The 12398-nt window shown below is 67.8% G+C and carries 9 protein-coding genes; 2 read left to right on the plus strand and 7 right to left on the minus strand.

Annotation, left to right across the window (positions count from 1 at the left end):
- Positions 1–19: 19 nt before the first annotated feature.
- Positions 20–1216 (plus strand): helix-turn-helix transcriptional regulator, encoded by a 1197-nt coding sequence (locus AC3ANJ_RS17650; RefSeq protein ID WP_488317439.1) that lies wholly within the window; start codon positions 20–22, stop codon positions 1214–1216.
- A gap of 40 nt (positions 1217–1256) precedes the next feature.
- On the opposite strand, the gene AC3ANJ_RS17655 is transcribed toward AC3ANJ_RS17650, so the two are convergent.
- The 7 genes from AC3ANJ_RS17655 to AC3ANJ_RS17685 all read right to left on the minus strand — a co-directional run bounded on the left by AC3ANJ_RS17655 (position 1257) and on the right by AC3ANJ_RS17685 (position 11470).
- Positions 1257–2753: an MFS transporter gene (locus AC3ANJ_RS17655; protein ID WP_488317440.1), complete on the minus strand. Its 1497-nt coding sequence runs from the start codon at positions 2751–2753 to the stop codon at positions 1257–1259.
- Positions 2754–2903: 150 nt separating this feature from the next.
- Positions 2904–4664: a family 43 glycosylhydrolase gene (locus AC3ANJ_RS17660; RefSeq protein WP_488317441.1), complete on the minus strand. Its 1761-nt coding sequence runs from the start codon at positions 4662–4664 to the stop codon at positions 2904–2906.
- Positions 4648–5469 carry a sugar phosphate isomerase/epimerase family protein gene (locus tag AC3ANJ_RS17665; RefSeq protein WP_488317442.1) on the minus strand — a complete coding sequence of 274 codons (822 nt, stop codon included), beginning with the start codon at positions 5467–5469 and terminating at the stop codon, positions 4648–4650. The genes AC3ANJ_RS17660 and AC3ANJ_RS17665 overlap by 17 nt, the downstream gene beginning before the upstream one ends.
- Positions 5470–5476: 7 nt before the next feature.
- Positions 5477–6304, minus strand: coding sequence for an SDR family NAD(P)-dependent oxidoreductase (locus AC3ANJ_RS17670; protein WP_488317443.1), 828 nt, complete (start codon positions 6302–6304; stop codon positions 5477–5479).
- Positions 6301–7536 carry a glycoside hydrolase family 1 protein gene (locus tag AC3ANJ_RS17675; protein WP_488317444.1) on the minus strand — a complete coding sequence of 412 codons (1236 nt, stop codon included), beginning with the start codon at positions 7534–7536 and terminating at the stop codon, positions 6301–6303. Before AC3ANJ_RS17675 ends, AC3ANJ_RS17670 begins: the two co-directional genes overlap by 4 nt.
- Entirely contained in the window at positions 7533–10172 is a 2640-nt protein-coding gene (locus tag AC3ANJ_RS17680) for a family 78 glycoside hydrolase catalytic domain (RefSeq protein ID WP_488317445.1), read from the minus strand. Before AC3ANJ_RS17680 ends, AC3ANJ_RS17675 begins: the two co-directional genes overlap by 4 nt.
- A gap of 20 nt (positions 10173–10192) precedes the next feature.
- The gene (locus AC3ANJ_RS17685) at positions 10193–11470 is read right to left on the minus strand and encodes an MFS transporter (RefSeq protein WP_488317446.1); all 1278 of its coding nucleotides are present in this window, start codon (positions 11468–11470) and stop codon (positions 10193–10195) included.
- Between the two features lie 161 nt (positions 11471–11631).
- Here AC3ANJ_RS17685 and AC3ANJ_RS17690 point away from each other — a divergent pair, with 161 nt between their 5' ends.
- Positions 11632–12276, plus strand: coding sequence for a TetR/AcrR family transcriptional regulator (locus AC3ANJ_RS17690; protein WP_488317447.1), 645 nt, complete (start codon positions 11632–11634; stop codon positions 12274–12276).
- The last annotated feature ends 122 nt before the right edge of the window (positions 12277–12398 follow it).

The raw sequence follows: 12398 nt of genomic DNA on the forward strand, positions 1-12398 counted from the left end.
GTGAACAGGAACGGGCACCATGATCGATGACGCACTGGACTCGATCACCCGTGTTCTCGGCGAGGTGCTCTCCAGCCCGGTGGTCCTGACCACCGACGTCGACGCGGCGCTGCACGCCTTCCAACGCGACCACTGCCTGGATCCTCGTCTGCAGCCGTCCTTCACCGCCACCGCGTTTCGCGAGTTCGTGCACGACATGCCCCCGCACGTCATCCACGAGGTCGAGGAGCCGCTCGGCATGGCCGTGACCATCGCGCGCTGGAAGGATCGACTGCTCCTCATCGGGCCCTACACGCACGAACCCCTCTACCCCGGCGCCGCCGAGGACCTGGTGGGCAGGCTCGTCATCCCACTTGGCCACCTCTCGGCGTTCAAGCTGTACCGCACCCGTTACGCGATCGTGGACGGGGAGTACGCGTACCGCAGCGCCGCGGCGCTGCTGCGCGCAGCCGGCTCGGAGGATGCGGCCGGCGCGCTGCAGCACGTCAAGGCGGAGGGCGGCACGATCTCCCCCGGCCACGGAGAGGCGCTGCAGTCCGGATCGTTCGCGGTCATCGAGGAGCGCTACCACCACGAGCAGGACTTCATGGATGCCGTGGCAGACGGCGATACCGAGCAGGCGCTGGCCGCACTGCAGCGGCTGTCAGGGATGCCGCGGATCAGCGGCTATCTGAACACGCCGTATCTCGGTGCCACCATCCTGCGGATCATGGCCCGTGTCGCGGCGCAGCGCGGGGGCCTGCCCCCGGTGACGATCGACGCGATCTCGCAGGAATACGCCCAGCGTCTGCACCGTGTCGGACACACCTCGGATCCGCAGCGCAGCCTCGGCTTCATCGCACAGATGGTCACGGATTTCTGCCAGGGCGTACGACGGCACAGCCAGCGCGACTATCCGCTGCTCGTGCGCCGGGTGATCGATGAGATCGATCTGCACCTCAGCCTCTCGGTGTCCACCGTAGACATGGCGGAGAACCTCGGCGTCTCGACGTCGACACTGGCGCGGCGGTTCCACGATGCGACCGGCACGACGATCGCGGGGTACATCGCGCGGCGCCGCACAGAACGCGCGGCCCGGCTGCTCGCGACGACGACGCAGCCCGTACGCGACATCGCGGTGTTCGTCGGATACGACGACGCCAACTACTTCGTGAAGGTGTTCCGCCGCGAGTACGGCATGACGCCGACCGCATACCGGGAGCTGCACGCGCGATGACCGGGCCCGAGCGGGTCAGCGCCCTCGGACCCGGCCATCGTCAGCTGAGCGACTCGGCCGGTTCGTCCATCGTCAACTGGGCCTTGCGACCGGCGACCCGCTTCTGCACGGCGATCATCTCGGTGCGATCGAGCTTGTAGCCGCGCATCGCGATGAGCGTGCACACCCATCCGAGGATCGGGAGGCCGAAGAACAGACCCATCGTCATCCACAGGATCGCGGGCGAGGGGCCGTCGGTCGGCTGCGGCATCACCGTCGTGAAGCCGATCAGAGCGACCGCGCCGAGGGCGAGCGTAGAGCCGAGCGACGAGATGATCTGGTCGACGATGTTGTACGTGGCCGTGACCGTCGCAGGAAGATACTTCCCCGACCTGTCCAACTCATAGTCGATGATGTCCGCGCGCATTGCCCCGGCGGCGACGGTCACGACCATCGAGGCTCCGTTGAGCAGCAGATAGACGAGGAAGAAGAGGATCGTCAGCGGAAGGCTGCCCAGGATCGCCCGCGGATCGATCACGACGAAGATGATGGCCAGGACGGCGGCGAGGATCAGGCAGATCCAGGTCCACGTGACCGTGGCGGCTTTCGACCCGAACTTGCCGCTGTACCGCGCACCGAAGATCGCGAACACGATGCCGGGGAGGATGGCGATCAGGCTCAGGGTCGTACCGAGCTGCATGTTGCCCAGCAGGATCCCCCACATCAGCGTGCCGATCACGGCCTGCGACTTGACGACCTGAGCGAGTTTGTCCGATGCGCCACTGATCAGGTATCGCAGGAACGCCCCGTTGTGCGCGAGCACTTCCCACATGTCCTTGATGGTGACTTCGACCTTGTCGCGCGAGATCTGCAGGTGCTCGAAGCTCTCCGGTCGGTCGACGCGCGCCACGCCGATGCAGGCGAGGATCTGCAGAACGAGGGAACAGGCGACGTACGTGATCGCCGTCTCGCTGAGCATCGCCACGGTGAATTCGTTTCCGTGGCGCGGCAGGAACACGAGCGTCGACACGATCGTGAACACCGCGGGAATGATGTACGCGTAGACCGTCGCCCACACCTGGACGGTGGGGCGCTGACGGGGGTCGTTGGTGAGCACCGGCCCGGACATCTGCCCGGCGATGTCGTTCATCGACGATCCGATGATGTACACGACGTAGACGGCGATGAAGAAGACCGCCCCGAGCCCGGCATCCGCACCCCAGACGAACAGCGCGAGGATCGCGATGGACCGGATCACCCAGCCGGCGAGCATGAAGAAGCGCAGCTTGCCGAACGGGAAGGTGACCTTCTCGATCACCAGGGCGAGCAGCGGATCGATGACGCCGTCGAAGACGCGGGTGACCGTGAGGATGATCCCGGCGGCCGCCACCGCGATGCCGTACCCGGCGTTCTGCAGATAGCTCATGAGTCCGACGAGGACGTAGAAGATCATCGCCGAGCCGTTGTTGAGCTGAGAGAACGCGATCTCCCACGTCCTGGCACGACGGTAGGAGACACCATCGGCTTCGCTGGCTGACTGCTTGGTGATACGCGCCATCGCGTCACACTCCTTTGGGTAAATCTACGACTGCCAGCGGCGGGTTGCGCTGGGCGATGCCGGAGACGACGGCAACGCTAAGCCGGGGGCCATCCGCCGGGATAGAAGCGGAACGTCGGCAGTAGCAGACTTCCGGCAGCGGTTCGCGCGTCAGTCGATGCGCACCACAGAACCGGCAGTCACGCCGGAGCCGTTGAAGCTGTCGACCGCGAACCAGTACGCGTGTCCGGCGTCGAGGGAGCCGATCTCGAGGTCGGTCCGTTCGTAGACGAGCCAGCTGTGGTACAGCTTGTCCGGCGCCAGGCCGTAGCGGATGTTGTACCCCACCGCGCCCGGCACAGGTTCCCATCTCAACGAGGCCGTGCGCGGATCCGGGCGCTCGCCGACCACCTCGGCCACGGCCGGGCGGTCGCCCTCGGCTGAGCCGAAGACGCGCAGCCCGCTGACGGCGAAGCGCCCGTCGAAGGGCATCCTCCCCGCCGTGACTCGGACATACCGTGCGCGCTGGGGGCGTTCCAGCGGGATGAAGGCGTGCGGCGCGTCCTCACCCGTGCCGATCCCGTCATGGACGACCGACCACTGCGCCCCGTCCGTCGAGAGTTCGATCCGCACCTCCGTCGGCTGCGACTCCGGGTAGACGGCCCGTTTGCTGAAGCCGGCCTTGGCGATGTCGTCGCGCTCCGGGGCCCGGGCCGTCAGCTCGTGATCGGCATGGTTCACCTGAAGCGCGTGCACCGTCGCCGTGTCGCCGAGGTCGAGCTGCAGCCACTCGCCCGGCTGGTCCGCCCCGGCGACCCACCAGGTGCGCACCGACTCGTCGACGGCGAGAGCCGCCCCGTGCCCGTCGAGAGACGACGACGCGGTCGCCTGTGCACGGTACGAGAGCAGCATCCACCCCGGCGACGCCTCGGTCCACGGGTCGAACGGGCGATCGGGGACGAGCATCGGGTAGTCGGCGAAGTTCTGGTTGCAGAACAGGATGCCGTCGTCGTCGAACCCCGCGGGAAACAGACCGACGCGGCGCTCGAAGTCGGCGTTCACCGATACCCGCATGGTGGCGACGTGCCACCAGTTGCCGTGGCGGTCCTGGAAGGTGCTGCCGTGACCCGCTCCAGTGATGAATCCACCCGGCTTGGACGAGAACGGACTGTGCGGGTCGTACGCGAACGGACCCAGCGGACCGTCGCCGACGTAGCAGCCGTCCGCGTACGTGTTGAACTGCGTGCCGGGCGCCGCATACTGCAGGTAGTAGCGATCGCCGACCCGGGTCATGTACGCGCCCTCGAGGAAGGGCGCGGCTCCGATGTACAGGTCCATGATCTTGCCGACGAACCCGCGGCGGACCTCGGGCACATAGTCGTCACCGGCGCGCTCCCATCCACGGGTGTCCGTGTCGGCCGAGATCAGGGCGACCGGATCGCCGATGCTCTGCAGCGTCGTGCGATCGAGTTCGACGCCTTCGATCGGACGGTTGTGCGAGCATCCCCAGTACAGGTAGAGCCGGCCGTCGTCGTCCTGGAACGTGTCCGGATCCCAGAAGGCGATGTCGCTCGGTGCGATCTCCGCGAAGTCGTCGGCGAGCGGATCGACGCTGCGGAAGAAGCGTCCCTTCGAGCGGCGCGATGCGGTGAACAACAGCGCGCCGTCGACCTCTCGCACGTCCGGCGCGTAATCGATCGCCGGGATGCGCTCGCTGGGCCGGTACGTCCAGGACACGAGGTCCTGCGAATGCCAGAAGCCCCGGCTCATCGAGGCGAACAGGTAATACCTGTCGCGGTAGAACACGACCGTCGGATCGGCGGCTTCACGGTGCACGCTCCGCCCCGCCATAGGTGTGCGCACGTCCTGATAGCGGTAGGCGAGATCGACCGGGTTGCAGAACACCTGGGAGGTGTCACTCTGCGACGACATCGCGGCTCCCTTCGAGGCAGCGGAGCGAGCGCTCGATCGCGGAGAACACGTCGCCGTTCACGTGGTCGAATTCGATGACGTCGATCCGCTCGCGCGGAGCGGCGTCGCGGATCGCGGCGATGTCGAGTTCGCCTTCGCCGAGCGGGCGCTGATCGAGCTCGTCCGCGACGTATCCCTCGTCGGTGGCGAACGGGTCGCGATCGAGCGGACCGTCTTTGAGGTGAAGCGCGACGACGCGGTCTCCGAGGCGACGCAGCAGGGCGGGGACATCCTGGTCTGAGACGGCGGCCCAGTACACGTCGACCTCGAGCACGACCCGCTGATCGAGCATCGAGGTGAACAGCTCGTATCCGGTGACCCCGTCGAAGTCGTGATGCAACTCGAACGAGTGATTGTGGTAGCCGACGCGCAGACCCGCGGCGGCAGCCTGCTCAGCGGCGGCGTTGAGCCGGTCAGCGGTGCGCGCGATCTCGTCCGTGCTCCGCCAGCGCGCCGCAGGGACCATCGGATCGACGAGGGTCTCGAGCTCGAAGGCCTGTGCAGCCTGCAGGGTCGTCGCCAGCGGCGGCAGCGGCACGCTGCGCCCCTGGTACTCGATCTCGTCGGAGAGGAACGGTGCATGGCCGGTCGGCGTGCTCAGCCCGTGCCGGCGCAGCGCCGGGATCGCCTCCGTCGTCCGATCGAAGATCGAGAACGGCTCGACGTTCGTGATGCCGAGGTCGGCGATCCTCCCGAACGCCGCATCGAGATCGGCGAGATGCTCCCGCACGCTGTACAGCTGGAGCGAGATGCGCGGATCCGTCATCGCCGGCTCAGATCGTCTCGCCGGCATCGGCCAGCAGGGTGCTGCCGGTCATGATCATCGATAGGTCGCTCGCACAGAACAGCACGACGCGGGCGATGTCGTCCGGGGTGCCGACCCGACCGATGAGACTCTGCGTCATGGCCGTCGGCATGTTCGCCACGTCGACGCCGGCATCCGACATCTGCTGCATCGCGGCGGCGGCCGCCGCCATGTTCCCCTCGGTGGGGACATAGGTCGGGGCGACGCCGAGAACCCGGATGCCGCGGGGAGCGAACTCGAGCGCCATCTGCCTGGTCATGCCGCGGACGGCGTGCTTCGATCCGACGTAGGCCGACAGCCCGGGGGCAGTGCCGCGGAATCCGGCGGTCGAGACGACGTTGACGACGACTCCGCCCGCGGCCATGCGGCGGGCCGCCTCGCGAACACCGTTGCGGACCCCGCGCACGTTGACGGCGAAGACATGGTCCCACTGCTCGTCGCTCATCTCGAGCACCGATGCGCTCGGGAAGACACCCGCGTTGTTGACCCAGACGTCGACGCCGCCGAACGCCTCGACGACGCCATCGGTCGCCGCCACGACGGATGCCGAGTCGCTGACATCCATCGCGACGCCGACGGTCGGCACGTCGTGGCGTGCGCCGATCTCGGTGGCGACAGATGCCGCGGTCGCACCATGGAGATCGGCGATGGCGACGGAGGCGCCCGCTTCGGCCAGGCGTTCCGCGATCGCGCGGCCGAGGCCCTGGGCACCGCCGGTCACGATGGCACGGCGACCGGCGAGCGACAGCAGATCGGCGAGCGGAGCGGTCGAGACGTCGGCGAACGGGAAGCTCATGCGCTCGCCCCCTCGGCGATCGCGTTGCGACGGGCGACCTCGCCGAGCCACGCGAGACTCGGCTTCGGGATGCGCTCGAAGGTGTCGCGGTCGACGGCGATCAGACCGAAAGTCGGCTCCCAGTGGCCCCACTCGAAGTTGTCCAGCAGCGACCAGTGCAGGTAGCCGCGTACGTCGATGCCGTCGTCGATCGTGCCGAGAAGACCCTGCAGCGCTTCCGTGGTGTAACGGATGCGCTGGGTGTCGTCGGCGGTGGCGATGCCGTTCTCGGTGATGACGATCGGCGTGTGCTCGCTGACCTCCCACGCGTGGCGGACGGCCATCTCGAGCGCGTCGGGGCGGAAGGCGGTGCCGACGAGGGTGTTGTCCGGGTGCGGCGGGTGCGGGACGAGCCCGTTCGCGTCAACCTGCTGGCTCGAGTAGGCCTGCACGCCGACGAAGTCGTCTCCGCGGCTGCCCTCCCAGTACACATCTTCCTTGCCGTGGCGGATCTGCAGCAGCTTCTCCTCGCCGCCGGGCGCCGCCGTGAGCGCGCCGGCCGCGATCGTCCATCCGACCTTGGCGGACGTGCGGGCGCGCACGATCTCGCGAGCGGCGTGGTGGATCCGTGTGAACATGCGCCCGATCTCGGGGTCGGCATACGTGAGGAAGTCGCTGTGGGTCTGCTTCTTCTCGTCGTCGCCATCCGCTTCGACCGTCGGGCTCGTCCACTCCCCTCCGGATGCCTGGAGGTGGCGCATCGCGGTCATGATCGCCGCCTGCATGTTCGGCTCGTTCATGGTCACGACCCACTCGACGCCGTCGAGGATCGTGCACGCCTGCTCCACGAACGCGCAGAACAGCTCCTCGGCCTCCGCCGAGCCCCACCCGCCGAGGGCTGCGAACCACTGCGGGGTGGTGAAGTGCTGCAGCGTCACGACCGGAGTGACGCCGTTGTCGAGACAGAACTCGATCATGCGGCGGTAGTGCGCGAGCTCGGCCTTCGAGAAGTATCCGCGGACCGGCTCGATCCGCGACCACTCCAGGCTGAAGCGGTAGGAGTTCAGGCCGGCATCCGCGAGCAGCTGGATGTCCTCGCGGTAGCGGTGGTAGCTGTCGACGGCGTCGCCGGACAGCTCCATGCCCGGCATCATCTGCTCGCGCGCCCACCAGTCGCTGTTGACGTTGTTGCCCTCGATCTGGTGGCCGGCGGTCGCGGCGCCCCAGAGAAAGCCCTCGGGAAATGCGGTCATGGTCGTACTCCTTCACGTCGATGTGTCTTGTCGAAGCGGCCGGGGCCGGTGGTGTGGGTCGTGCCGTCAGGGAAGATGATGCGTGCCGTGGTGCCCGCCGGTATCTCGGCGGTGATGCGGATGCCGTCGCCCTCGATGCGCCATTCGACGGCGATCCGTCCTTGGGGTCCGTCGTGCGCGCCCCGAGCCCAGGTCATCCCCGGTGCCGGCACAGGGGCGATCGTCACGCGCTCCCACGCGTTCGACCCGGCATCCTGGCGGAGGCCCAGCGTGTGGGTGTGCAGGAACCGGATGACGGCGCCCTTGCTGTAGTGGTTGAGGGATTCGTGGGCGTCGCCGTTCTCGTCGATGCCCTCCCAGTCCTCCCAGATCGTGGTGGCGCCGCGGTCGAGCATGTACAGCCAGGAGGGCGCCGTGCGCTGGAACAGGAGCTCGTGCGCGACATCCGCGCGACCGGCGTCGGCGAGCACGGGGAGCAGATCACCCGTTGCCAGGAAGCCGGTGCCGAGATGGCCTCCGGCCGCGCGGACCAGCTCGACCAGTCGATCGACGGCTGCGTTGCGCAGCTCGTCGGGCATGAGCCCGAAGGACAGCGCGCGCACGTAGGCCGCCTGGGTGTCCGCGGCCGTCCTTCCGTCCTCGTGCAGGTAGGCCTCGCGCCAGGCATCCCCGATACGGTCGGCGAGCGCGGCGTGCTTCGCGGCATCCGCCTCGCGCCCCAGGATGCCGGCGATGCGCGCGAGCGTCGCGGTGGATCGGTAGAGGTAGGCGGTGCCGACCTCACCCTTGTCCGCCATGAACCACGCCATCGGGTTGTGCTTGATCGGGTCGATCCGATTGCCGTCCGCGTCGCGCTCTCGTGGCTCGGTCCACTCGCCCCAGTGGAAGGTACCGTCCCACAGGTACTGCTCGAAGGGGGCGGGTTCGGGCGACGCCTGCACACGTGCGTGGTGGCGCGAGCTGCATGCCTGTTCCTGGGCCCATTCGACCCAGCGCACCATCGCGTCGTAGTTCTCCTCGAGAACCAGGCGATCTCCGTAGGAGCGGTACATCTCCCAGGGGACCGCGACGATCGCGTCGCCCCAGCCCGACGACCCGGTCATCATCGCGAACTGGTCATCGAGGTGGTGCTTGATGCGGCGGCCGTCCGGCGAGAAGTTCGCGATGCGTCCGTCGTCCAGCTGATCGTCTCGCACGGATCGCAACCACTTGCGGGTGAAGCCGAGAACGTCGTAGAGCCGCGTGGCGGTCGGCGCGAACACCTGATAATCGCCGGTCCACGCGAGCCGCTCGCGCGTCGGGCAGTCCGTCGGCACGTCGACGGCGTTGCCGCGGAAGCTCCAGTCCGCGACCTCGTGGAGCCGGTTGAGATCGTTGTCGCTGCAGGCGAAGGCACCCGTGCGTGCGAGATCCGTGTGCACGATCTGCATCATCAGGGATGCCGGATCGACCGCGGCCCCCTCCCGAGTGATGCGTGCGTACCGGAAGCCGTGCACGGTGTGCCGCGGTTCGAACACGTCGTCCCCGGCACCGGCGACCACCTCGTCGCGCTGGACGAAGAGCTTCGGCGCCTCGCCGGGCCGTTCGGAATCGAGATGGCTGGTCGAGAGGTCGCCGGACGCATCCACATACTCGCCGTACTCGATCACCGTGCGGGTGCCGCGGGGACCGAGATCGGTCATCCGGACCCAACCGGATGCGTTCTGCCCGAAGTCGAAGACCTGCACGCCGTCGCGGATCTCGCGCACGCCGACCGGCGCGCGGGACTCGATGACGCGCACCGGCGGAGCGGGCGACCAGTCGATCGGCGGAGCGTCGACGACCGCTCCCACGCTCACAGGCGATTCCGCGGCGTCGGCCAGGACGAGATCGACGCTCTGACCGTCCATGAGGTCGGCACGCGTCGTGGTCGATCGGGCGCTTGTCCAGGTCTCATCGGTCACGAAGACCTGCACGGACCCGTCGCTGCGGCGCACGTGCAGCTCCGCGCGCACACCGGTCGCGGATCCCCATCCGGCCGGCAAGCGGAAAGCACCGACCTGACCGCGGTACCAGCCGTCGGACAGCTCGATGTCGATGCGGTTCTCGCCGTCCACGAGCACGGAGGTGACGTCGTGCGCCTGCGCGTAGAGCGTGCGGTCGTACGAGGTCGAGCCGGGGGCGAGTTCATCGCCCCCGGCTCGCTGCCCGTTCACCGTGGCCGTGTAGACGCCCAACGCGGTGATGTACAGCCGCGCCGACACGACATCGGACGACGTGAACCGGCCGGAGAGCACGTACGCCGGGCGCTTGCCGTATCCCGCGTCTGCGGTCTCGACGGGAGAGATCCACTCGGCGGTCCAGTCCTCGTCGAGGAGGCCGACTTCGAATGCCGCGGCGTCCGACCAGGCGGAACCGGCCGCCGTGCGCACGCGCCAGCGGACTCGCTCTCCGCTGCGCAACGGGGCGAACGGCCAGGCCACGAAGCGGTGACCGCGGACATCGTCCGTCATCGGTTGACCATCGTCGGTGGTCGCTTCGAGGACGTACTCGTCGACCTCGTCGGCGGGATGCCAGGACAACCGGGGGACGGCCGCCGTGACGATGAACTCGTCGCCGCTGCTGTCGACGGACAGAGCACGGGGTGCGTGGGACATGTTCGGGATCTCCGGTCGGATTAGCGGACGGACTTGACCTTGAGCAGGATGATGAGTCCGCCCACGAGAGCGAAGACGGCTCCCACCAGGTACAGCAGGGTGTAGTTCTTCTCGCCGCCGACCGCACCCATCGTGATGACGACCCCGGCCAGCAGCGGTGCGATCGCACTCGGGATCTTCTGCGCGAACTGGATCACCGCCATGTAGCGCCCTGCCTGGTCTCGCTCGGGAATGGTCGCGTACACGATCGCCTGATCGACCGTGGCGAAAACGGCGATCGCGAGCTGCATGAGCACGGCGCCGATGATGATCTGCGGCAGGGACCACGCGGTGGCCTCGGTCAGCGCCCCGCAGACGAACAGCAGAGCCGCGATCATGACGAACAGACGACGACGCTGCAGCCTGTCGGAGAGGAAACCGCCGATCAGGGCGCCCGCCGCCGCGGCGAGCACTCCGACCATGCCGACCGTCGCGACGATGCCGGCGACCTCGCGCACCGGGAGGTCGAGTCGCTGCGCGTAGAAGAATGTGCCGAAGGTCGTGTTGAAGTACAGGCCGATGAAGAAGGCGAACCGGCCCAGCCAGTTCCAGGCGAAGTCCGGGTACTTGCGCACATTGAATCCGTAGCTGGTCACGACGGACTTGACCGTCACGGCATCCGCGCGGACCAGGTCCTTGGAACTGCCCTCCGGCTTGATGACCGGGAAGAGGGCGAGCATCAGTGCACCGATCAGCCCGGGGACAATGAAGATGAGCATGGTGCTCGACGACACCGCGTATGCGACGCCGATTCCCAGCACCGGGGCGATCTGGGTCATGAGCCCGGTGAGCGCCGCGACCTTGCCGCGCTGCGCCTCAGGCAGCTTGTCGGCCTGGATCGTCTGGATCGCCGCGCCGGCGATCGACCAGCCGGTCATGCCGAGGACCCAGCCCGCTCCGACGAGCAGCAGGTTCGGGGCGAGGCCGATGACGACGAGGCCCGCGAGACCGACGGCGGTGCCGAGGTAGATGAACGGCGAGCGCCGTCCGAGCCGCGAGCGCGTGCGATCGCTCCAGATCCCGACGAGCGGGCTGATCACGAGGTACACGAGCTGAGCCGTTCCGGTGATGTAGCCGAGGAACTCCTCGTGCCCCGGTGCGAGCTCGGCGATGCGCACAGCGATGCCGTACGACAGCGGGACCATCATCGCTATGGACGCGCCGAAGCTCGCGAGCATCAGCCAGAAGATGTAGCTCCTGCTCATCGGCGTCTGCGGTTCTGCGGCGACGTTCGTCTCGTCGGACAGTTTGGTGGTCACGGTGACTCCCTCATCGTGTGATCCGGTCACGCGGCTGCGCGTGAGGCGTTCGTTTCACGGCAGCGCCGCGAAATGTAACCGCCTTGGTTAATTTTCATGAAGAGTAACCAGAATGGTTAGAATTGGCAAGTCGAAGCCGCGACGACTGGGAGACTCGAGCGATGACCACGAGAAGCACCGAAGATGCGGGCGCTGAGGCTCGTCCCGCACGCACGCGTCGGGGCCCCTACGCGGCGACCCCCGCACGCCGAGCCCAGATCGTCCGGGCAGCGGTGGCCAGCTTCGCCGAGCACGGCTACGAACGGGCATCACTGCGTGACATCGCCGCGCGCGCCGAGGTGACGCACGCCGCCCTGCTGCGCCACTTCACCGGCAAGGACGAACTGCTGCTCGCAGCCCTCGCCCAGCGCGACGCCGACGACGAGGAGGTCGCCCGGCGCATCATGCAGGCCAAGGTGCATCCCGAGCAGGTACTGCCCAGCGTCCTCGCGGACGAGTTCGCGCACCCGGATCGTCAGCGCAACTGGCTCGCCATCACCGTCGCGGCGACGAACCCGGAGCATCCCGCGCACGACTTCTTCATCGCGAGGCGCGACCGCATGCGACAGCACTTCACCAGCGGTCGGCTCACGACCAGCCACGACAGTGCAGAGCTCACGGCCGACGAGAAGGTCACCATGGTCATGGCCATGGTCGACGGGCTGCGCATTCAGGCGCTGCTGGACTCGGCGCGCGAGACCCTCCCGCTGCTGGAGACGTTCATGCGGATCATCATGAACCCTGTCGACGACGTGCCGGCCGCGTAGTCCGGCACCTACCGCACACCGATCGGCTGAGTGCTCCCGCTGCGCACGGCGGTACGGATGCCGTGCCCGACCGCACGGGAGGAGATCACACGAATAGAAGGATCGAAACGCGGAATTCGATC

The sequence above is a fragment of the Microbacterium sp. STRO-1N genome (assembly GCF_057748015.1).